The organism is Marinobacter sp. MA, assembly GCF_048298425.1.
Taxonomy (GTDB): Bacteria; Pseudomonadota; Gammaproteobacteria; order Pseudomonadales; family Oleiphilaceae; genus Marinobacter; species Marinobacter salsuginis.
In genome coordinates this window covers 878,054-901,015 of the sequence record NZ_CP103058.1, presented here as the reverse complement: position 1 = coordinate 901,015, position 22,962 = coordinate 878,054, and the positions used below count along the sequence as shown (strand labels likewise).

General features: G+C 56.3%; 19 protein-coding genes and 1 pseudogene. 4 read left to right on the top strand and 16 right to left on the bottom strand.

The features are described 5' to 3' along the window. Nucleotides 1-46: 46 nt before the first annotated feature. From clpB to rluD, 3 genes are all read right to left on the bottom strand, one after another. A complete protein-coding gene (clpB, locus tag NUW46_RS04120) occupies nucleotides 47-2,623 on the bottom strand; it encodes an ATP-dependent chaperone ClpB (protein WP_418141431.1) in 2,577 nt (858 codons plus the stop codon). Nucleotides 2,624-2,944: 321 nt separating this feature from the next. After that, entirely contained in the window at nucleotides 2,945-3,703 is a 759-nt protein-coding gene (gene pgeF / locus NUW46_RS04115; protein ID WP_418141430.1) for a peptidoglycan editing factor PgeF, read from the bottom strand. Continuing rightward, on the bottom strand, nucleotides 3,693-4,670 hold the full coding sequence (rluD, locus tag NUW46_RS04110; protein WP_418141429.1) for a 23S rRNA pseudouridine(1911/1915/1917) synthase RluD: 978 nt from the start codon (nucleotides 4,668-4,670) through the stop codon (nucleotides 3,693-3,695). Before rluD ends, pgeF begins: the two co-directional genes overlap by 11 nt. 134 nt (nucleotides 4,671-4,804) lie before the next feature. On the opposite strand from rluD, the gene NUW46_RS04105 reads away from it, so the two are divergent. Then, a complete protein-coding gene (locus NUW46_RS04105) occupies nucleotides 4,805-5,638 on the top strand; it encodes an outer membrane protein assembly factor BamD (RefSeq protein WP_418141428.1) in 834 nt (277 codons plus the stop codon). 52 nt (nucleotides 5,639-5,690) lie between these two features. Here the strand turns inward: NUW46_RS04105 and NUW46_RS04100 are convergent, their stop codons facing one another. Next, nucleotides 5,691-7,361: an NAD+ synthase gene (locus NUW46_RS04100; protein WP_418141427.1), complete on the bottom strand. Its 1,671-nt coding sequence runs from the start codon at nucleotides 7,359-7,361 to the stop codon at nucleotides 5,691-5,693. A gap of 93 nt (nucleotides 7,362-7,454) precedes the next feature. Here NUW46_RS04100 and NUW46_RS04095 point away from each other — a divergent pair, with 93 nt between their 5' ends. From NUW46_RS04095 to NUW46_RS04085, 3 genes are all read left to right on the top strand, one after another. Then, nucleotides 7,455-9,110, top strand: a complete 1,656-nt coding sequence (locus NUW46_RS04095) for a sensor histidine kinase (RefSeq protein WP_418141426.1) — start codon at nucleotides 7,455-7,457, stop codon at nucleotides 9,108-9,110. A 57-nt stretch (nucleotides 9,111-9,167) separates the two neighbouring features. Next, nucleotides 9,168-10,556 (top strand): sigma-54-dependent transcriptional regulator, encoded by a 1,389-nt coding sequence (locus NUW46_RS04090; RefSeq protein WP_418141425.1) that lies wholly within the window; start codon nucleotides 9,168-9,170, stop codon nucleotides 10,554-10,556. A gap of 101 nt (nucleotides 10,557-10,657) precedes the next feature. Then, complete coding sequence (locus NUW46_RS04085) at nucleotides 10,658-11,227, top strand: GspH/FimT family protein (RefSeq protein WP_418141424.1); 570 nt, start codon at nucleotides 10,658-10,660, stop codon at nucleotides 11,225-11,227. Between the two features lie 7 nt (nucleotides 11,228-11,234). Here NUW46_RS04085 and NUW46_RS04080 read toward each other — a convergent pair whose 3' ends face one another. The 12 genes and pseudogenes from NUW46_RS04080 to ileS form a co-directional block, all read right to left on the bottom strand. After that, the gene (locus NUW46_RS04080) at nucleotides 11,235-11,702 is read right to left on the bottom strand and encodes a type IV pilin protein (protein WP_418141423.1); all 468 of its coding nucleotides are present in this window, start codon (nucleotides 11,700-11,702) and stop codon (nucleotides 11,235-11,237) included. A gap of 5 nt (nucleotides 11,703-11,707) precedes the next feature. Next, nucleotides 11,708-14,878, bottom strand: coding sequence for a pilus assembly protein (locus tag NUW46_RS04075; protein WP_418141422.1), 3,171 nt, complete (start codon nucleotides 14,876-14,878; stop codon nucleotides 11,708-11,710). 15 nt (nucleotides 14,879-14,893) lie between these two features. Then, on the bottom strand, nucleotides 14,894-15,190 hold the full coding sequence (locus tag NUW46_RS04070) for a hypothetical protein (protein ID WP_418141421.1): 297 nt from the start codon (nucleotides 15,188-15,190) through the stop codon (nucleotides 14,894-14,896). A 95-nt stretch (nucleotides 15,191-15,285) separates the two neighbouring features. Beyond that, nucleotides 15,286-15,636: a hypothetical protein gene (locus NUW46_RS04065; protein ID WP_418142073.1), complete on the bottom strand. Its 351-nt coding sequence runs from the start codon at nucleotides 15,634-15,636 to the stop codon at nucleotides 15,286-15,288. Nucleotides 15,637-15,657: 21 nt separating this feature from the next. Next, a pseudogene (locus NUW46_RS04060) lies at nucleotides 15,658-15,765 on the bottom strand (hypothetical protein); the annotation flags it as partial. Between the two features lie 14 nt (nucleotides 15,766-15,779). Further along, entirely contained in the window at nucleotides 15,780-16,829 is a 1,050-nt protein-coding gene (locus tag NUW46_RS04055; RefSeq protein WP_418141420.1) for a PilW family protein, read from the bottom strand. 23 nt (nucleotides 16,830-16,852) lie between these two features. Then, complete coding sequence (gene pilV, locus NUW46_RS04050; protein WP_418142009.1) at nucleotides 16,853-17,419, bottom strand: type IV pilus modification protein PilV; 567 nt, start codon at nucleotides 17,417-17,419, stop codon at nucleotides 16,853-16,855. Beyond that, nucleotides 17,400-18,023: a GspH/FimT family pseudopilin gene (locus NUW46_RS04045; RefSeq protein ID WP_418141419.1), complete on the bottom strand. Its 624-nt coding sequence runs from the start codon at nucleotides 18,021-18,023 to the stop codon at nucleotides 17,400-17,402. Before NUW46_RS04045 ends, pilV begins: the two co-directional genes overlap by 20 nt. A 151-nt stretch (nucleotides 18,024-18,174) precedes the next feature. Further along, nucleotides 18,175-19,128, bottom strand: coding sequence for a 4-hydroxy-3-methylbut-2-enyl diphosphate reductase (gene ispH, locus NUW46_RS04040; protein ID WP_418141418.1), 954 nt, complete (start codon nucleotides 19,126-19,128; stop codon nucleotides 18,175-18,177). Between the two features lie 18 nt (nucleotides 19,129-19,146). Then, on the bottom strand, nucleotides 19,147-19,599 hold the full coding sequence (gene fkpB / locus NUW46_RS04035) for an FKBP-type peptidyl-prolyl cis-trans isomerase (protein ID WP_153634745.1): 453 nt from the start codon (nucleotides 19,597-19,599) through the stop codon (nucleotides 19,147-19,149). A 5-nt stretch (nucleotides 19,600-19,604) separates the two neighbouring features. Next, complete coding sequence (lspA, locus tag NUW46_RS04030; protein ID WP_153634746.1) at nucleotides 19,605-20,129, bottom strand: signal peptidase II; 525 nt, start codon at nucleotides 20,127-20,129, stop codon at nucleotides 19,605-19,607. Next, on the bottom strand, nucleotides 20,129-22,948 hold the full coding sequence (ileS, locus tag NUW46_RS04025) for an isoleucine--tRNA ligase (RefSeq protein WP_418141417.1): 2,820 nt from the start codon (nucleotides 22,946-22,948) through the stop codon (nucleotides 20,129-20,131). The genes lspA and ileS overlap by 1 nt, the downstream gene beginning before the upstream one ends. Nucleotides 22,949-22,962: the final 14 nt, after the last annotated feature.

Genomic DNA, 22,962 nt, shown 5'->3' with positions numbered 1-22,962 from the left:
AAAAAAGGGGTCAGATGAACGCATTCATCTGACCCCGGTTTTCCACTCAAGCCTTGGCGAAAGTCAGGTGGTGGTCCTCCACCGTCCCCTTGATAACATCCCCCGGCATAAACTCTCCCTGCAGCAGCCTCTGAGCCAGCGGGTTTTCGATCATTCGCTGAATCGCCCGCTTCAAAGGCCGCGCACCGTAAACCGGGTCATACCCGACTTCGGCCAGCAACTCCATCGCGGCGTCATCCAACTCGAGCCTCATATCCTGTTCTTTCAGGCGCTTGCTCAGCGACTCAATCTGAATGCGGGCGATACCCTGGATCTGGCTCTCCGCCAGCGGGTGGAACACGACCACTTCATCCACCCGGTTGATGAACTCGGGGCGGAAATGGGTACCGACGACTTCCATCACCGCATTCTTCATCACCTCATAGTTCTCCTCACCGGCTTTCTGCTGGATGATGTCCGAGCCGAGATTTGAGGTCATGACAATGACCGTATTCCGGAAGTCGACGGTTCTACCCTGCCCGTCCGTCAGGCGGCCATCCTCAAGTACCTGCAGAAGGATGTTGAACACATCCGGATGGGCCTTCTCCACCTCATCCAGCAGCAACACAGAGTACGGCCGGCGACGAACCGCTTCGGTCAGGTAGCCACCCTCCTCATAGCCTACATAGCCCGGAGGCGCACCAATCAGGCGAGCGACTGAATGCTTCTCCATGAATTCGGACATGTCGATACGCACCATGGCTTCCTCGGTATCGAACAGAAAGGACGCCAGGGCCTTACACAGCTCGGTCTTGCCCACACCCGTCGGGCCAAGGAACAGAAAGGAACCATTGGGGCGATTGGGGTCTGACAAGCCCGCACGGGAACGACGCACCGCGTTGGATACGGCCTCGACCGCTTCATCCTGGCCGATCACCCGGTCGTGCAGAGCTTCCTCCATGCGCATTAGCTTATCCCGCTCGCCTTCGAGCATCTTGGACACAGGAATACCGGTCCACTTGGAGACAATCTCGGCGATCTCCTCGTCGGTCACCCGGTTCCGGAGCAGCTTCATTTCCATCATCTCAGCCTGGCTGGCCATGTCCAGTTGGCGCTCCAGCTCAGGAATCTGGCCGTACTGGAGCTCGGACATCTTGCCAAGATCGCCCGCGCGACGGGCGTTCTCCAGATCGATACGGGCCTGCTCCAGGCGACTTTTGATCTTCTGGGAACCGTGCAACGCAGCCTTTTCGGTGTTCCAAACCTCTTCCAGATCAGCGTATTCACGCTCGACACCGGTAATCACGTCGGACAGCTCCGACAGGCGTTTTTTCGAGGCAGCATCGGTCTCTTTTTTGAGCGCCTCACGCTCGATTTTCAGTTGAATCAGTCGACGCTCAAGACGGTCGAGGGCCTCGGGCTTGGAATCCATTTCCATGCGGATCTGGGAAGCTGCTTCGTCCACCAGGTCAATGGCCTTGTCCGGCAGTTGCCGGTCTGTAATGTAGCGGTGTGATAGCTTGGCGGCGGCAATGATGGCGCCGTCTGTTACCTCAACCCCGTGATGCACTTCATAACGCTCTTTCAGTCCCCGCAGGATGGCGATCGTATCTTCTTCGCCGGGCTCGCTGACCAGAACTTTCTGGAAGCGACGCTCCAAGGCTGCATCTTTCTCGATATTTTCACGGTATTCATCAAGGGTGGTCGCGCCCACGCAGTGCAGCTCGCCGCGGGCCAGGGCCGGCTTGAGCATGTTCCCGGCGTCCATTGAGCCTTCGGCCTTGCCGGCACCGACCATGGTGTGAATCTCGTCGATGAACAGGATGATCTGGCCTTCCTGCTTGGACAGCTCGTTCAGGACCGCTTTCAGGCGCTCCTCGAACTCACCCCGGAACTTGGCTCCGGCAATCAGGGCACCCATGTCGAGTGACAGGACTTTCTTGTCCTTGAGGCCATCGGGCACCTCGCCGTTGACGATCCGCTGGGCCAACCCTTCGACAATGGCGGTTTTACCAACGCCGGGCTCACCGATGAGGACCGGGTTGTTTTTCCGGCGGCGCTGCAATACCTGAATGGTGCGACGGATTTCATCATCGCGACCGATAACCGGATCCAGCTTGCCAGCTTCGGCCCGTTCGGTGAGATCAATGGTGTATTTGGACAGCGCCTGACGGTTTTCCTCGGCGCTGGCGTCGTTGACGGCTTCACCACCGCGAACTTCGTCGATGGCTTTTTCCAGGGCAGCTTTATCTACGCCCTGCTCCCGGAGTACCCGGCCAAGTGTGCCCCGGTCTTCCAGGGCAGCCAGCAGCATCAGCTCGCTGGAGATGTACTGGTCTTTGCGCTTCTGTGCGAGTTTGTCGGCAATGTTGAACAGGCGGCCCATGTCATTGGACATGGAGACGTCGCCGGCTGATCCCTGTACTTCCGGCAGGTTCTCGATTTCACGGGCAATCGCCTGGCGAATGCGTCCGGGCTCTGCGCCGGCCTGTTTGAGCAGTGGTTTGATGGCGCTGCCTTCCTGGTCGAGCAGTGCCTGCAGCAGGTGAACCGGCTCAATGAAGTTGTGATCTTTCCCGACCGCTATCGATTGTGCGTCCGCGAGGGCGGTCTGCAGCTTGCTGGTCAGCTTGTCGATTCTCATGTGTACTTTCCCCAAATTTCTGCGAATACCAAGGTGCCATCGGTGGCGGATATTCGATTGCTTTGACAATTAATGTAGGGGCAAGTAGGGGGACTTCAAGCGGGGCTTCGGTGTATTCGTCAGAAAATTGACGGCCGTCAGTTTGAAATTGGGACTTGGGTGCAGGTCTGGTGCAGGACTACTTTACAGAACACGCCGTGAATACATCCCTGTAGGCTTGGCTGCAGCATCCATGCTGCAGACAGTTCTGTAAAGTAGTCCTGCACCAGCCCCGGAGATTCTCGGTTAAAACCAGAGCCAACCGATAAAAGAAAGGCAGAATCAGTCTCTTATCCAGATCAAAGTTGCCATACGCCCGGTTTGGCCATCCCTGCGGTAAGAAAAAAACCGATCCGAATCCTGAACGGTACACAGGCCACCGCCAGTCACGGTGGAAACGCCGAGATGATTTAACCTCAGAGTGGCAAGTGCATAGATATCTGCCATGAAATGACCCGGCTGAGCGCCTTCGGCTGTGAAGGCCTGGACCGCTTTGGGATCATGATCAAGGAAGGCGTCACGCACTTCCGGGCCGACTTCAAAGCTGTCCGGGCCGATGGCTGGGCCGAGCCAGGCTTGCAGGGTTTCGGGTGCAACGGCCATGACGCTCACCAGATTCTCGATAACGCCACCACACAGGCTTCGCCAGCCGCAGTGGGCGGCGCCGACGACGGTTCCTTCGCGGTCGGAAAGAACAACGGGCAGGCAGTCGGCGGTGAGGATGGCGCAGGCGATGCCTGGATGACGGGTGTAGCTGGCGTCGGCCTTGGCGATTTGTCCGACGTTATCCGGGGTCAGTTCGACAACATCGGTACCGTGCACCTGATTGAGCCAGCCGATCCGCTCGCTTGTCAGGCCTGCGGATTCGGCGAGTCTTAGTCGATTCTGTTCCACATTGTCCGGGTTGTCTTCAACGTGGCTACCAAGGTTAAGACTGTCCCAGGGTCGCCCGCTAACGCCGCCGGCGCGGGTTGTGCTGAGGGCCCGCACTCTGTCAGGCGCGGACCAGTCAGGCTTCAGGGCGTCACCTTCAATAGTCACGCGCTTCCAGCTCCCGGGCGTGTTTGCGCAGGGCCTCGATCAGGGCAACCATGTCTTCAGGCAGGGGCACCTCCCAGGTCAGGATTTCACCGGTTTCCGGGTGCTCGAGGGTCAGTTGCCGGGCGTGGAGAGCCTGGCGATGGAAAGCCGAGAGAGCCTCTCGAAGTTCTTCGGTGGTCCCCTTGGGCAGCCTGAGGCGGCCGCCGTAAAGGGGGTCTCCGACCAGCGGGTGTTTTACATGGGCCATATGAACGCGGATCTGGTGGGTTCGACCGCTTTCCAGCTTGCAGCGGACGTGGGTGTGGGCGGCAAAGCGCTCCACCAGACGATAGTGGGTGACCGCCGGCTTTCCGGAGGCGACGACCGCCATTTTCTTGCGTTCCCGCGGGTGTCGGCCGATGGGTGCGTCAACCGTTGCACCTCCGGTGAGGGTACCAACGACGACGGCTTCATACTCGCGGCCCATGGTCCGGGTTTGTAACTGATCAACCAAGGATGTGTGCGCAATCAGGCTTCGAGCGACAACCATGATGCCGGAGGTGTCTTTGTCGAGTCGGTGAACGATGCCCGCTCTGGGCAGATTCTCGACTTCCGGTGCGTAATTCAACAGAGCGTTAACCAGGGTCCCATCGGCGTGCCCGGCAGCCGGGTGCACAACAAGACCCGCCGGCTTGTTGATGACCAACAAGTGCTCGTCCTCATAGACGATATCGAGGGATATTTCCTCGGCCTGCCAGCTCACCTGAGCTTCCGGCTCGGCATCCAGCTCCAGGCGATCGTCCAGCATCACTTTGTCGCGAGGCTTTCGCGCCTCACCATTCACCGTCAAAGCACCACTCTTGATCCAGGACTGCAGGCGGGAACGGGAGTGTTCGGGCATCAGTTCTGCCGCAGCCTGATCCAGGCGCCGATCACTCAATTCCGGCGGCACGACAAAGCTGGCGAGGATTCGTTTTTCAGATGACATTAAGCCCCCAGGGCCTGTGTGTGTTACGTTTCGGTCAGATTATTGGAAACAACGGGGGATTGCTCTGCACATGGAGCCACTTCCCCGCTACAATGACTGCCCTTGAATTAATCGACATTATACGGGATTCCGGAATGAGATCAGGTCTTCGTTTGCTGCTACTTGCCACACTGGTTGTTATGGTGAGCGCCTGCGCCTCCAACAAGCAGGAGGAAGTGCTTCCGGAGAAGACCTATTACGAGAACGCCCGAGAGGCCATGACCTCTGGTAACTTCAACGAAGCAGAACAGAACCTGGATGCCCTGGAAACCTACTATCCCTTTGGCCGGTATGCAGAACAGGCCCAGCTTGACCTGATCTATGCTCGCTACCAGAACCTGGACCTTGAAGGCTCCCGCGCGGCCGCAGATCGGTTTCTGCGTCTCAATCCTCAAAGCGACCACGCAGACTACGCGCTCTACATGCGCGGCCTCGCCTCCTATAATCTGGATATCGGGCTCGCGGCGCGCTACTTCCCGATCGACGTAGCGGCCCGGGATCCGGGCGAGCAGTTGCAGTCATTCCGGGACTTTTCCGAGCTGCTGAACCGCTATCCGGACAGTCAGTACGTCGCGGATGCCCGCCAGCGAATGATCGCGGTACGCAATCGCATGGCCGAGCTGGAGCTCTACGCAGCGCGTTACTACGTCAAACGTCAGGCCTACGTAGCTGCCAACAACCGGGCGCGGTACATCATCGAGAACTACCCTACCGCCACTGTGACCGAAGAGGCACTGATTATCCTTGCAGAAACCTTTCGCTTCCTGGAACTGAAAAAAGGGTCACAGGACGCGATCGCCATGCTCCGCACCAATTTCCCGGAAAGTGAAGCGTTCAATGACGCCGGTGAGTTTGAGGTGGACCTGTTGGAAGGGGAAAACCGCTCACTGACTAACGTTGTCACCTTTGGTTTGATGGGCGACGAATAAGAGCTGAAATCGGGGTCAATTGAAATGTTCAACTGACCCCGATATCTGTTGGCTACTTTCCGCTCTTCCAACCGTTAGTTATCGGATACCGCCGGTCCTTACCAAACCCTCGCTCGGTAATCCGGACACCAATCGGCGCCTGCCGACGCTTGTATTCGTTGACATCCACCAGACGTATCACCCGTTCAACGTCAACCCTATCGAAGCCTTCGGCAACGATCGCATCAGCGCTGAAATCCCTCTCGACATACAGGTTCAGAATCTGATCAAGCACGTCGTAACCGGGCAGGCTGTCCTCATCTTTCTGATCTGGCGCGAGCTCTGCCGACGGCGGGCGGGTGATTACACGCTCAGGGATCACTTCTCCCTCCGAAAGCGTATTGCGGTACTTGGCCAGGCGGAATACCAGGGTTTTGGGCACGTCCTTGAGAACGTCAAAGCCGCCAGCCATATCCCCGTACAGGGTTGAGTAACCCACCGCCATCTCGCTCTTGTTCCCGGTGGTCAGCACCAGCGACCCGAACTTGTTGGACAGGGACATCAGCAAAACACCGCGCAGACGCGCCTGCAGGTTTTCCTCAGTTGTGTCGGGCTTGGTGCCCTCGAAAGGCGCTGCCAAAGATTCCATGAAGGCGTCGTACATCGGCTCAATCGAGAACACATCGTACTGCACACCCAGCCTAACCGCCTCGGCCTCAGCATCCTCCAGGCTCATACTTGAGGTGTAGCGGAACGGCATCATCACCGCGCGGACCCGATCCTTGCCCAGAGCATCCACTGCCACAGCCAGAGTCACTGCCGAGTCGATGCCTCCTGATAGCCCCAGAACCACGGATTTGAATCCGTTCTTGTTGACGTAATCCCGAACACCGGTCACCAAAGCGCTGTAGACATTGGCCTCAAGCGAAGGCTCTTCCGGCAAGGGCTGGGATACTGGCTGACAATGGTGCTCGCATAGGAAGTCGACCGGATAAAGGCCTTCGCCAAACTGCGGAGCTTCTGCAGTGAGCACACCGGAATGGTCGAACACCATGGAGCCACCGTCAAAAACCAGCTCGTCCTGGCCGCCCACCAGGTTCACGTACACGATACTGACCAGATTCTCCCGGGACTTCCGCTCCAGCAATGCCTTCCTGCGCGCCTGTTTGTCGATGTCATAGGGCGAGGCATTTAGGTTCAGGATAAGGCGGGCGCCTGCAGCAGCGCAGTCCTCCACCGGCCCTTCTTTCCAGAGATCTTCACATACAGTAATTCCTACCGGAACGCCCCGGATATCCAGAGTCAGGACATCCCGACCCTCGGCGAAGTAACGCTTCTCGTCGAATACCTGATAGTTGGGCGGGAAACGTTTGAAGTACCGACCGGTGATTTCGCCTCCATCAATGACCACCGCCGCGTTGTACAGCAGCGCGCCATGGCGAAGAGGAGCACCGATAACAATCACCGGATCCAGCTTTTCCGCCTGCAGTCTTTCCAACGCTTCGTTGACCCGGACTTCCAGGCTCGGGCGCAATAGCAGATCCTCCGGCGGATAGCCGGTCAGGCAAAGCTCGGGAAAAACCACAATGTCCGCCTGATGCTCGGACGATGCCCGACGGGCAGCCTCAAGGATAAGCTCGGTGTTGCCGGGTATATCGCCTACCAGAAAATCCAGTTGGGCCATCACCACCCGCAGTTTTCTGGCTGACGCCCCGGTCGCTGCCTGGTTTCCGGACACGGACATAAATCGGCTCCTGTAACTCATTGCCATGAAAAGGCTATTATAACCCCGCATAGGCGTGGATTTCTTCCGATCAACAGCGGATCCCTGTAACTCATGGCACCAGATACACCAGCACAGTCGGCCGAAACGCTCGGCAAGCCCCCTTCAACACCATCCGGCGTTCAGCAAGCAAAGCTGTTCAGAATCTACAACCACTACCGCCTGGTGGTGAGCCTGATGCTGGTGGCTCTGTTGTTCGTAGATCCTGTCAACTTCGACATGCGCTTCCGGTTTCTGGATTACTATCAGGCAGGGGTCTCCGCTTACCTTGGACTGAATGCCTTCATTGCCCTGCTTCTGGTGGCCGGCTTTCACCCTAGTCAGCGTCATATAACGCTTTCGATCCTGCTTGATATTCTCATCATGCATGGACTGCTGCTCGCCAGCACAGGCATTACCAACGGCTTGGCCAATCTGGTGATAGTATCCGTGGCAGCGGGCAACATCCTGACTCCAAGCCGCATGGGCACCTTCTACGCGGCTCTGGCTGCAATCTGCTCCCTGGGAATCTCGGGCTGGGCCGTGCTGGCGCTAGGCGAGTCCGCCGACGACATTGTCAGGGCCGGCTCCCTCGGCATCCTATATTTTGCGGCGGCTTTCGTCCTGCAAAGTATCTCCCTCCGCATGATGCGCAGCGAAGCTCTGGCCAGCAGCCGTGCCCGCAGCATTGCCGAATTGGAGCAAATCAACCAGCAGATTATCCAGCGCATGCGTACCGGCATACTCGTACTGGACCGTTTCGGCCAGATCCGCGTTGCCAACGCTGCTGCCGAAGAACTTCTATACGGGGCACCCAAAACCTCGGTACCAATTAACCAACGGGCAAACGTGTTACCCAAACCCCTCAAGCAGGGTCTGGATGCATGGCTCAAGGACCCTACACAGCGCATTGAGCCGTTCCAGCCCTCACCAACCTCGCCGCTTTTGCAGGTCAACTTTACCCAACTGGACCAGGAGCGAGGCGACCAGATCCTCGTATTTATCGAGGACATGAGCAAAGTTACCCAACAGGCCCAGCAGATGAAACTGGCATCGCTGGGCCGACTCACGGCCGGCATCGCCCATGAAATCCGTAATCCGTTGGGGGCAATCAGCCACGCGGCTCAACTCATGGAGGAATCCCCCAACCTCGAACCCAGTGACCGTCAGATGCTGGAAATTATCCGACGCCATTCCCGGCGGGTGAATGGCATCATCGAGAATGTACTGGATCTTTCCAGGCGCCGGGCAGCCAATGCCGATCTGATTGAAGTGGCTCCCTGGCTCCAGGAATTTCGGGAAGATTTCCTCCAAACGCAGGACGATGACTGCACCGCCGCCAACATCGTTCTGAAAATCGATCCGCAACTGCCGCCAGCCCGGTTCGACAAGAGCCAGATTGAACAGGTAATGGTGAACCTTTGCGATAACGGTTTACGCTACAGTGAACAGCATTCAGGACAGCGAAAGATCGGCATCCATGCTGGGGCAACCGAGGACGGCGAGCGCGCATATATCGACGTTCGCGACCAGGGCCCGGGCATCGCGCCGGAACACAGAAGCTCGGTCTTCGAACCATTTTTTACCACAGATAAGGTGGGCACCGGGCTGGGGCTTTATCTGGCTCGGGAACTGTGCGAGGCTAATCAGGCGCACCTTTCTCTGGTAGAAGACAACAAGCCCGGCTGCTGTTTTCGCATTACATTTGCTCACCCGGGGCGAATGATCTGAACCGGCGCTAGTGGATATTGAGCGCTTGAACAACGACATGGAACCGACGATAAAAAGATGACCACATACACAGCGCTGATCGTTGATGATGAACCGGACATCCGGGATTTACTTGAGATCACCCTCACACGGATGGGGATAACCACGCTCACGGCACCTGACCTCACCAGCGCCCGAAAATTGCTGGAACAAAACACCACCCATCTTTGCCTGACCGACATGAACCTGCCAGACGGTAACGGCATCGAACTCGTACAGTGGATTCAGAAGCATTCTCCCGCCACGCCTGTTGCTGTGATTACAGCCTACGGCAACATGGATACCGCGATCGAGTCTCTCAAAGCCGGGGCTTTTGATTTCGTATCCAAGCCGGTGGAACTGCCCCGTTTAAGGGAGTTGGTCAATAGCGCTCTCAAATTAGCCGAGCCAAAGGCAGACACAGAAGATACAGCCGACGAGCCAGGCCTGTTACTGGGTAAATCGCCAGAGATACGCAAACTCCGTAACCAGACCCGAAAACTGGCCAGAAGCCAGGCGCCCGTTTTTATCAGCGGCGAGTCCGGAAGCGGTAAGGAGCTGGTTGCCAGAATGATCCATCTGCAGGGCCCCCGCCGAGAAGGAGCATTTATCGCGGTTAACTGCGGCGCGATTCCCTCCGAACTGATGGAAAGCGAATTCTTCGGCCACAAAAAAGGCAGCTTTACCGGGGCCGTGGAGAATAAAGATGGCTTGTTCCGGTCAGCCAATGGCGGCACCTTGTTCCTCGATGAAGTAGCTGACCTGCCCCTCGCCATGCAGGTGAAACTGCTCCGGGCTATTCAGGAAAAAGCAGTTCGTCCGGTTGGCGATACGAAGGAGGTCCCCGTTGACATCCGGGTACTGAGTGCCACCCACAAGAACCTGCCGGAACTTGTTCAGGAAGGCAGCTTCCGCCAGGATCTTTTCTACCGCATTAACGTGATAGAACTCGCAGTGCCGCCCCTGAGAGAACGGCCGGATGATATTCCACTGCTCTCGAACCACATTCTTCAGCGGATTGCGAGAGAGTATGAGTGTGACCCAGCTTCGTTAACACCTGCCGCCGTCGAAAGGCTGAGAAGCTATGAGTTCCCCGGAAATGTTCGGGAACTGGAAAACGTGTTGGAGCGGGCTTTCACCCTCTGCGACGCTGACCAGATTGATGCTGAGGATCTTCACCTGGGGAACGGAGTGCAACATCCCTCGTCCGCCACACAGATTATTGCAGAAGGCCAGTCCGGCGAGGGAGAGGGGGTTGCTGTTCCTGATGGTGAAATCGATCTAGAGGGATACCTCGAGAAGATTGAACGACAGGCGATTGAGAAGGCGCTTGAGGCGACCCGATGGAACAAGACTGCTGCGGCCAAAAGACTGGGAATCAGTTTTCGGGCGCTGAGGTATCGGTTGAAGAAGTTGGGAATGGAGTAAACTGAATTTCCGTGAAGTTCGACACAGTGAGTTCAGCCCCAAACTCAGGAAAAGTGTTAAAGTCTCAATCCAAAACAAGTTAGGAGCCATGGAGGGCCCTGATGAAAAAGTTACGTCCCTTGCACTCGAGGGGGTTCACCCTCGTTGAACTTCTCATAACTCTCGCCATTCTGATTATCGCTGCAGGCATCGCAGTGCCTGCTTTCAGCAGTCTGTCACTGAGTAATGCGCGAACATCGAGCGTGAACAGCTATTTCGGCGCGTTTGCATTCGCTCGATACCAAGCGGTGAAAACGCGCGCGATTACCGCTATCTGCCCACTAGATGAAGAAAATAAGTGTGTCGACGATTGGAACCGACAAGTATCTATTTTCCCGGACGTGGATCGGGATCAGAGACCCGATGACAATACCATCTGGCGAGTGATCAACCCAAGAAGTAGCCGACTGCGCGTTCATTCACGTACTGCAGGCAGCGGTTCGTTTCATTTCGGGCCTGATGGCATTGTCTACGGTGGTACCGGGAGTTTGGTCATCTGTCCGGACGATGTTTCCAGCGGACAGATGACCTACATCGCAGTGAGTCGTGGAGGACGTGCCCGCCAGGTCAGGGATGACGACGGTGACGGGCATATAAGACTTGCATGGGGTGGAGAATTAACTTGCTCGTAAAGGGCGGTTAATCCTCCCAGTTGTTTTCTCCTGCGTCGTCCACATCGCCATCGTTATTCTCATCCCAGCCTCGCGCCCCAGTGTGAGCAAGCGTCAGGATACCATTTCCAGCCTGCGCATTTTTGGGAGTAGCGATGAGAACGTATGTGGTTGCGGTAACATTAGCGATCACGCTGCCATCATCTATGGTCAGATCGTAGAATTTTGGCGCACCATCAATGGGCGATTCATCTGCATAAATTGATGGTGCACCACTGTTTGGACTTCCAGCCCCGAGATAAGTCCCATTAGCTGTGCGGTGGCGTTCCATCGCCGCCGCAAGCCCCATCAGCGCCCCCTGGGCATCTGTCCGCCTTGCCCTCTCCACGTATTCCGTGTAACTCGGGTAGGCGATGGCGGCGATAATTCCGATTATCGCCACCACAATCATCAGCTCGATCAGCGTAAAGCCCTGATTACGTCTTTCAAGAATCAAGAGACTTACTCCTCATACCAATAGATCTTTCTGACCAGACCACCCGGGGGAGGGGGAACCAGAGTTTCAGTACCGGCCACAATAATGTCTTCGCCGTCAATGGTAATAGCCTTCGGCGACGGAGGCAGACCAAGTGTTTTCAGAGCGACGTACCGATCAGATTCGGTCAAAGCATCGTCTGAACCAAGCTTGTCATAGTTCACCACTGCCCTACCATCGGCCAGCTCAACATGATAGAGGCGAGATTGACCGGCGGACGGCACACAAGGATCAAGGCTGGCCGCGGGCTCAAAGGTTGTGAAGAAGACGTCACCGCGAAGCGTCGTGCTCGAAGACAGCACTTTCTCGCCATCGCGGGTGAGGCGTATGTACCAGCCCTGAGCCTGGGACAATGAAGTTTCGGCCGCCTCCCTTTGCTCTTCGGTACCCTCCTGAATCAGGTTATCCGTGGTATCCATGAGATCCGCTTCAGTCAGAGTTGTGTACTCGACTTCTCCAGCCTGATTCAAGGGTACAGCGATGGAAGAGATTGTAAGCTTGTAGAAACGATCCTCAACGCCCTTGTCCAGAGGACTCGCTTGATAGCCTGATCCGATTGCAAGGTTCAGATAACGCTGTCCGTTCTTCAGAGTACCTGACAGATCCGGTGTGTGATAGAAACGGCGGTTCGAAGCTTCGGTACTCCCTGCAAGGTCCGCAATCACACCCGCCGTGGCAAAATTGGCGGCTTCCTGACCATTGCGCAAGTCCACCCGCCAGATCTGACCGCCCATGTCACCCACGTATAGCTGGTCGGCCAGTCTGTCACCGTTTACATCAATGACAGCAGGCGTAGCCGGGATGCTGTAGTCCATATCCGCCAGCTCGAGGTCAGCGTCACTGTCTGCGGGACCGGACCACCACAGGCGCTCTCCAGTGGATGCATCTACCATGTAGATGGCCCGACCCATGGAATCTTCTGTACGCACAGCCACATCATCCTGATTGGTGTCATAGCCGCCGGAGAAGAACAGAACCTCACGGATCTCATCACCCAGGCGGACGCGGTGTTTCACAGGATCAGACCAAGTCTGGCCGAGTTCCGTAAAATCGCCCTGGCCTCCGCGTATTGCCCAGAGTACGGAAGGGGCATCCCGATCGGTGACATCCAAACCATAGTAATTACGGCCGCCGCGACGCATGCCTGAGTAGATGTATACAGAGTCGTCTTCATCAACTACCCGGTCCCGGTCGATATCCTGGAACCACGCAGTGATCGAACCGTCCATGCCATAGGGCCGGGCAAACTCCGACACCAAATTGTCCCGATACACGCCCTGATTAGCGAGCAATTCGCCCGGCATGAACGAGAAATTCAACTGACCGGTTTCGCCATCAAGGGCATGGAGGAACCCCTGGTTGTCACCAAAGAATACGGTAGTATCCGGATCTTCCTCAGTTCCACCATAGACCTGCAGATAGGGCCGGGAATGCAATGGATCAGCGATAAATTTCCTGGAATCTGACGTACTCCCGTCATCGTCCTCGTCGTCTACATCCTGACCACGAGTAAAGCGAATCAACTCCTGAAGCCGTGCATCAGACATATCGGCATCGCCAAAGAGGGTCTTGGTCAAATTATCGTTGCCGACGACTACGTTATTGACCGCGTTGGTAAGCGACTGGGATGTTGACCCCACGTAATAGGTATAAACGTTCCGTTGGGAATTATCGTCAGGTATAACACTGGCTGCACCGCCTGCGCTGGCGACCGCGCCATCGACCCCAGACGACCAGTAACTGCGAGCCGTATCCTTGAAGAATCCTGTCACAGGGTCAATTGCGTCATTGCCGTTCTGGTCAACGATATCCCCGGCAGAGGTAAGGCGGTAGCGTTTGAGGTTACCCGGCCAGAGGGGTTCGACAACCGGCTCGAACACAGAGAAATAGAGCGCATCCAGATAGTTGAGCTGGTTAAAGTTGTTAACACTCACACCCGGTGATGAGAATGTCGTATTGGTAGAGAGAACCTGCCGAAAAATCTCATTGAAAACGCCTTCCAGCTGATCCGCACTCTCTGCCAGATAATATTCACCTCCGCCTTTGGTGGCAGCGTCATCCAGCAGTTGTTGATCAGACTGGAAACCCACGGTGTACGTCACCACGCGCTGAGTGCCATCGTACTCGTCATTCAGGTCGTTGGTGTACATATATTCGGCAATCTCATCGAGACAATTGCCGTCACATCCATTAATCCCCAACTCATCTTCCATGTCATCGTTGTGGTTGGTATCCCGGGTTGGTTCACCGTCAGTCAGGAGAACGACGTAGTTAGCCTGGCATTCAAGCTCAATTGGACTGCTGTAGGAATCACCATCCATCGCATTATCGGCCTGGCGACGGGACGGGCTCAGGAAAGGAGATCCCCCCTCGAAGTATCGTTTGGCACCAAATAAGGTTTCCGATAAGGGCGTGTTGGTATCCGCACCGAGATCGTCAACAGCATCTTTGAAGCTACTACGGCCCTCGGATATGGGACGAATGGCCTCAAGAACAACACCACCTTCACCAAAATCGTTTGCAAATCGATCGAATGCCATCAGTCCGATGTTCACATTTTCAAGACCATCGGCGAGGTTCTTGGCGACCCGCTTAACAATATCGATCCGCCTCTCGTAGGTGACTTCACGATTTTCATACCAGTTGAGGTAGTTCGCAGAGTAGAACTCCTCCGCGGAAATATCCCCCCAATCTACCTCATTGTTGCCATCAGCCTGACAAACGGTTCTGGAGTTATTCACGTTATCGTAACTGAACGAATTCCAGCGATTTCTGTAAAAGTAAGCCATTTTGTAGGGGGATGTCCTGCCAAGCGTATCCAGCTTGGTGTTGATATCCTGACACTCTATGACTGTCTTTCTGATAGTGTACCAATTACCGCCGTCCTCGTAGTACACGAAGTCGTCGTTAGCATTTCCTTCATAACTCTGTGAAGGGTCGTAATTCGACTCAGACACTTCAACGAAGGTATCCATACTCCCGGAGTTATCCAGAATAAAGAGAATATTCGGGGACGATATATCCCTTTCGATGTTGAAGAATATTTCCGTGTCATCAGCACTGACGCTACTCGCGAAAGGGGACAGCACCAGGATATGAGCCAGGGAAACATTGCGTATAAATCTGAATTTGTTCATGACTGCACCTCGGGTTCACTGTCCGTAAAAAATTACGACTTCCGCCAGTTCGGTTTCGCGGTCATAAAGTACCGTTCCCCCGCCTCCGCTGGCTGCCTTGGCCTGCCGCAAGTTGATCTGCTCACCGCCTGACCGGAACTCTATCTCGGGAGCCGGAAGGAATGTTCTGGGCATACAGCCATCACACTCTGTAATCCTGATGGAAATCACTTCGCCCGCACCAGAGGTGTTCAGTTCCAGGTCCAAGCCCTCAGCCGCTATGGGTGGCACGAAGGGGGTACCGCTTCCCGGCACTGACTGCGAAAAGACCATTGAACTCCATAAAGCTGCTGAAAGGACCATCGCCAGGCCACAAAGATTGAATCCTGAAATTCTCATAACACCCCCTGATAAGGCTGTTGTTCAGATTAATTGGGCACAAAGCCCTGAATATGACTTGTTCCGGCCTGAGTGTTGGCATTCTCTGTCGTCATCCGGAGCTCGAAGCGTCGTTGTGGGATCGGAGAGGACAGAGATGTCTCCTGTCCCGGCGCCACAAAGGGGTTGCTCTCCCCCATATAGGTAACGGTGTACTGCGCTGAAACTGGATCATCAGCAGCGTAATTGGTCGCGTTACTGGGCTCACCAACGCCGCGCACAATTGCGTCGTTCAGCACGGTTGCAGTTCCTCCCAGAATATTCGGGTCCCGGAGGATGTCCTCAAGAAGACTCGCAGTGTCCTGAAATGCGATGTTTTTGTTTTGCGAGTTGGCGGCCATCCTCTCCTGGAAAACCGCCGTTTCAAGGGCGCCGACCCCCAAAAGAGTAACGACAAGCAGAATAACCAGACTGATTACCAGTACCGCGCCCCGCTCCTTCCGCGGGCCTGTCACTTGATTGCGCCTCATGATGTCCGGCCCTCTCATTGCTCAATGTTGTTTCGTAAATTCACGGTCATGGAAAATGTCGTGCGCAGCCGGTCGTCAGCCGGATATGTGGCATCTGCCCCGGCGGTTCCGGCAGGCTGAACAGTCAGCCCCGGCAAGTCATAGCTCTTGGTGTCCGCTGTCTCCAGAACGTTTTGCTCATCGCTGACCAGCAGCCCGACCTGAACAACGTCGATCTCGTTCCAATCATCCGCAGTCAGGTCGTCCGCATTCTCGAAACGCACGTTGCCGTCGTCCTCACGTACTCCGTAGAGAACCTGTAACCGCTCCACCCCGGTGACCACCTCCAGGCCATTCTGGTAAAGGGCCCAAACGGTATTGCCCTGCTGATCGGTGCGTCCTGTATCTCCCACCCAATAGGTTGTTGTATTGAAGTGCAGCACCCTGGAGCCTTCCGGGTAGGTATTGGATAACGGCTGGTGATTAATCTCGTTGTCTTCGAAACCGTCCGGATCGCCAACCGCAAACACGTCCGCTGTCACGCAGTTCGTGATCAACGCGTTCTCTCCAATCCGGAATTCGGTCACAGTCTGATCAGAATCTGTACTGATGGTGCTATTCTCCGCCGCCATGTCTGCATCGAGAGTTGCGGAAGGGCCACTGGCGCGACGAATCTGAAGTACGTCGGAATTACCAACGGCGGCCGCATCCAGGGCGGCAATTCCCACGTTATCGACCAGGTCATCCCACTCGTCGCCGTCTACCCGCGCGCCACGCAAACTGCTCCCGTAGAAATCCTCATCAAGCGTAGAGGCGTCGTAAGCCGGCGCCAGATCCTGCAGCGGATCTGCGCAACCTGCAAAGCCAGTCATTCTGAGATCCCGGGCAACCAGATCCAGGGCGATCCGTCCGGACTCCTGCACACGGGCCAGAGACCGACTGACCTGTGAGGTTTCCGTTGAATCCAGGTACATGGTCAAAATCCCCAGCGTGAGCAGAGTACTCAGGAGCAACGCAATCATCAGCTCAATAAGAGAGAGGCCACGCTGCTTTAAGCCACCGATTATGCTATGAGATCGAGTCACTTCAGATATCATCCAGACTTCCTTCAGAGGTTGAATCTAAGGACAAAGTTTTGAGCCTGATCTGTGAACGCATCTTCATCTTCGTCCCACTGTGACTCTATCCAGGAGACGGTTATGGTGACGTCACCACCGCCTGCATCAGCAATTGCGCCCTGGGCCGCCGGCAGAAGCACAACGCCACCATCGGCTCCTTCCAGTGCACCCGCCCACTGCGCAAGGTCGGCATTCGCCAGCCCAGCTCCATCACACCCTGCGTCACTCGTAAAGCAACCCGGAAGGTCCGGCGCGTCCTCATCGGTCGAATCGAAGGCAAAACCTGTATAACTGGCAAGCTGTGCTCCATTCGCACGAATACGATCCGCCATGTCGTAGGCAAGAATACTCGCCTGGGTGCGGAGGTAGGCATTTCGATTGCTCTCAAGGCCATTGATAACCATAGCTGCGGCGCCAAGCAGCCCAACCGATACAATGACCAGTGTTACCAGTACTTCGATCATGGATATACCAGCATTCGACCGATACCTGGAGGATCCAAGCTGCCTGGCGACTGCCCCAACAGGCTTACGACATTCACGGACAACCAATGGCATTCCCATTATGATCATTCCCGTCTCTGACAATTCGAATCTGGCCGGCGCCCGACACAACCAGGGCGGAAGCTCTTTCAACACCACGCTCATCGCACACGATAAAGGTTCCTGCAGCCGCCGCACCTGCTGGCATCCTCGGCATACCTTCAGGGTCAAACCTGACTGACGAATTCACTCCACCAAATCCCCGAATTCGTAACGTATTTCCACCGGCAAGTCCGGAATTGACCCTTAATATTTCATCGTCACCAGCATCAACAGCGGCATCACCATCCACATCCCTGAACACAATCCAACCGTTTTCCCAGTTGGCACCGCCGTTACAGGCGGCACCATTGGTGCTCGAGCAGAAGGTTACGGAGGCTCCCGGCCTGCTCGAAGCAGAACTTCTGGCGAACGAAAGCGTTCCAGATACCGTGTTCAGTTGACTGGTAATACGGTTGTTCAGAACCAGCTCACGAAAGGAGGGCACAGCGATGCCAATCACAATGCTCAGCACTACAAGAGTAACGAGCAACTCAATCAGCGTCAGACCACTTTGATTTCTCATCCAAACATCCAAACGTCCGTTAGATAGAACCGCATTGAAAGCATAGATCAGCAAAATTCAAAGATGGAGCTTTGATCGACGAGCGGTCAAAGAGGTTGGATAAGCGGATATCAGGAGGAGCTTCGCGTGCTGCAGATCACAAAATCGGGTCAGGCTGGCCGCGCAGCACTCACGATTGGCATTCTACGCGGCCAGAGAAATAAATTTAATCAACATTCGATGCATCTATCCGCAACTCTCGCGGCATAGAAAACACAATATTCTCCTCACGCCCGGCAATCTCCTCCGGAACGCTGCCGCCAAGTTCTCTTAGGCGAGTAATCACATCGTTTACCAGAACCTCGGGCGCAGAGGCGCCAGCGGTAACACCAACAGCGGTCTTGCCTTCCAGCCAGGCGGCGTCAATCTGGGAAGCCTCATCAATAAGATAGGCAGGCGTACCCATCCGCTCCGCCAGCTCCCGCAAACGATTGGAGTTAGAGCTATTCGGCGAGCCCACCACCAGCATCAGATCACAGTCACCAGCCAATTGCTTTACCGCGTCCTGACGGTTCTGGGTGGCGTAGCAGATATCATCCTTACGCGGGCCCTGGATGTCCGGGAACTTTGCACGAAGAGCGTCGATGACCCTGGCGGTATCGTCCATGGACAAGGTGGTCTGGGTCACGTAGGAGAGCTTGCCGGGGTCTTTAACTTCGAGGTTGGCAACGTCCTCCTCGTTTTCAACGAGGTAAATCTCACCACCATTGCTGTGGTCGTACTGTCCCATGGTGCCTTCCACTTCCGGGTGGCCGTGGTGGCCGATCAGTACGCACTCCCGACCGTCGCGGCTGTAGCGCATAACTTCCAGGTGGACCTTGGTGACCAGCGGGCAAGTCGCGTCAAAGACCTTCAGGCCACGGCGCGCTGCTTCATTCTGCACTGCCTGGGAGACGCCGTGGGCGCTGAAGATAACAAGCTTGTCGTCTGGCACCTCGTCCAGCTCATCCACGAAGATGGCGCCACGGTTGCGCAGATTATCCACCACAAATTTATTGTGGACCACTTCGTGCCTTACATAGATAGGCGCTCCGAACACGTCCAGCGCCCGGTTTACAATTTCAATGGCGCGGTCCACGCCGGCACAAAAACCTCGGGGATTGGCGAGTCGGATCTGCATATCAACCTGCTGCTCTGGTTAATGGGCCGGGCCAGCCGGCTCCACGTCAATAATTTCCACTTCAAATGTCAGTGTACGCCCTGCCAGGGGGTGATTAAAATCCACCTCGACTTCATCACCTTCCACTCGACTGACCACACCGGGCAACTCACTCTGGCGCGCATCGGCGAAGGAGATCATCACGCCCGGCTCCAGAACCATATCGGGGCTGAATTCATGGCGCTTGAAGGTCTGGACGTTATTCGGGTTGTGCTGGCCAAAGGCTTTCTCCGGCGGAACCTCAAAGCTGTCCCTGTCACCGGCCTTCATACCCATCAGGTAAGCTTCGAAGTTCTCCGGCAGGTTGTCATCGCCGATTTCCAGGGAAGCCGGCTCTTTCTCAAAGGTCGAGTCAATCACTTCGCCATCCGGGAATTTCAGGGCAAAGTGCAGTTTTACCCGGGTACCCTTGTCGACAGGCAGTTCATTCATAAGAGCTACTCACTTCTCTGCGCATCCCCGTCCGAATCGGCGGGTTTGCGGAACATATCAAGAATCATCATGGCGGCACCGATGGTGATCGCGGTGTCGGCCAGGTTAAAGGCGGGAAAGTGCCAGTCCTGCCAGTAGAAATGCAGGAAATCCACCACGTAGCCATGCACCACCCGATCGTAGACGTTGCCTAGGGCCCCGCCGAGTATGAGTACGATGGCAATGGCGGTCCAGGTTTCATGGCGCTGGAGGTTTTTCAGCCAGTAAATCAGCACCACGCTGACCACGAGCGCCAAAATTACGAAGAACCAGCGCTGCCAGCCGGCCGCGCCAGCCAGAAAACTGAACGCGGCTCCAGTGTTGTGAAGCAGCGTCAGATTGAACATCGGCATCACCGGAACCGGATCACCGTAGGTCAGCATGGCGGTTGCCATCGCCTTGGTGCCCAGATCCAAAGCGATCACCAGAACAGCCAGCCACAGCCACTTCAATTTGGTCCCGGTGACCTGCTCCGTCATGGTCGCGTCCATCAGGCGTATGCGCGGGCTTCACCAGGCCCTTCCACATTGGTCACACAGCGACCACAGAGATCGTCGTACTTGGCGTTGCGGCCGACGTCTTCACGGTGGTGCCAGCAGCGCTCGCACTTTGCGTGAGCGGCGGGTGTCACCTTCACGCGGAGACCTTCATGGGATGTCATTTCCGCATCGCCCGCTTCTGAAACCGGTTTGACACTGGCCTCGGAAGTAATCAGAACAAACCGCAGCTCCTCGCCCAGGTGCTTCAGGTCGGCAGCCAGATCGCCTTCGCAGAACAGGGTCACCTCGGCACTGAGCGAGCCTTTGATTTCACCCCGCGCCCTGGCTTCCTCCAGACACTTGTTGACGGCCTCTTTCACACTGTACATCTCGCGCCAGTAGTCGCGACCAAGCTCGGCGTTGTCCGGCAGTGCTGTGAGGCCTTCGTACCAGGTTTCATAGAACACGGTATCGCCGCGCTTACCCGGCAGATGCTGCCAGATTTCATCAGCGGTGAAGCTGAGGATCGGGCCAATCCAGCGAACGAGCGCTTCGGCCACATGGTACAGAGCTGTCTGACAGGAACGACGCGCCAGACTGTCGGCCTGGGTGGTGTACTGCCGGTCCTTGATGATATCCAGGTAGAAGCCGCCCAGGGTGGCTTCACAGAAGTTGTAAACCTTCTGATAGATCCGCAGGAAGGCGTAGTTGCCATAGTCCTCATGCAACTCTTCCTGCAATTGAAGTGCACGGTCCACCATCCAGCGATCCAGCGCGATCATGTCTTCCGGCGCAACCATGTGCTGCTCCGGATCAAACCCGGTAAGGTTACTGAGCAGGAAGCGGGAGGTGTTCCGGATCCGGCGGTAACCGTCGGCGGTCTGGCGCAGGATATCCTTGGACACGGTCATTTCGCCGCTGTAGTCGGTTGCCGCTACCCAGAGGCGCAGGATGTCGGCACCCAGCTCGTTCATGACCTCCTGGGGCGCGATGACGTTGCCCAGGGATTTGGACATCTTGTGGCCCTTACCATCGACAGTAAAGCCGTGGGTCAGAACCTGCTTGTAAGGTGCCACGCCATTCATAGCAATGGAGGTTTTCAGGGACGATTGGAACCAGCCCCGGTGCTGGTCCGAGCCTTCCAGATACATATCCGCCGGGAACTGGCCCAGCTCCTCGCGAACCCGCAGGACCGACTCGTGTGTCACGCCAGAGTCAAACCAGACGTCCAGAGTATCGGTTACCTTCTCGTACTGCTCGGCATCACTGCCCAACAGGGAAGCAGCATCCAGCTCGTACCAGGCGTCGATTCCGCCCTCCTCGATCTGCTGGGCCACTTTCTCGATCAGGCTCTGGGTGTCCGGGTGCAGCTCCTGAGTTTCCTTATGGATAAACAAGGTGATGGGCACGCCCCAGGTTCGCTGACGGGAGATGCACCAGTCCGGCGACTGGTTGAACATGGCTTCGATACGGTTCTTACCCCAGGCAGGCACCCAGCGCACACCCTGAATGGCTTCCAAAGCGTCAGCGCGCAGGTTTTCCTTGTCCATGCTGATAAACCACTGGGGGGTTGCCCGGTAGATCAACGGGGTCTTGGTACGCCAGCAGTGAGGGTAGCTGTGGCGGAACTTTTCGGAGCGAACCAGCTTGCCCTCGCGTTCGAGCGCACTGCAAACCGGCTCATCCGCCTTGTAAACGTGCACACCGGCCAATTCACCGGCGGCCGAGGTGTAGGTACCATCCGCCTGAACCAGGTTGATGGTGCCGATGTTGTAGGCCTTGCCTACCTCAAAGTCTTCCATGCCGTGATCGGGCGCCGTGTGGACAGCGCCGGTACCGGCGTCCGTGGACACGTGATCGCCCAGGATCACCGGCACCTGCTTATCATAGATCGGATGCTGGAGAACGAGGTTTTCCAGGGCTGAACCGGAGCATGTTGCCAGCACTTCGTAGCTCTCAACCTGCCAGCGGGCCATGATGCCTTCCACCATGTCGGCGGCCAGAATCATGCGCTCAGGCCCCTGGCCAACGTCGGTCTGCACTAACGCGTAGTCCAGATCTGCATTGAGCGAAACTGCCTGGTTGGCCGGAATGGTCCAGGGCGTCGTGGTCCAGATCACCACGGAGACATCGCCACTGCCATTGTCGGTGCCGAACGGTGACAGGGCTTGTGCCTGATCAACCGCTGTAAAACGCACATCGATCTGGGTAGAGGTCTTGTCCTGGTACTCAACCTCGGCTTCTGCCAGTGCGGACTGACCTACCACACTCCAGTAAACCGGCTTGTAACCACGCACCAAGTGGCCCTTGGCGACAATCTTGCCCAGGGCGCGAACAATGCCCGCCTCAACTTTAGGATCCATGGTCAGGTAGGGCTTGTCCCACTCCCCCATCACGCCCAGGCGGATAAAATCGGTTTTCTGGCCGGCAATCTGCTTGGTGGCATAGTCGCGACAGGCCTGGCGGAAGGTTTTGTAATCCACCTTCACACCGGCTTTGCCAATCTCCTGTTCCACCTTGTGCTCGATCGGCAGGCCATGACAGTCCCAGCCCGGCACGTAGGGCGCGTCGTAGCCCATGAAGCTGCGGGACTTGACGATCATGTCCTTGAGAATCTTGTTGACCGCGTGACCAATGTGAATGCTGCCGTTGGCGTAGGGAGGGCCATCATGAAGGATGAACTTCTCCCGCCCCTCACGCTGCTTGCGCAGGTTGCCGTAGACGTCGAGATCCTGCCAGCGCTTGAGCATTTCCGGCTCGCGCTTGGCCAGGTTCCCGCGCATGGGGAAGGCGGTTTCCGGCAGGTTCAGAGTGTGCTTGTAGTCGCTCATGGTTTGTGTGCGTA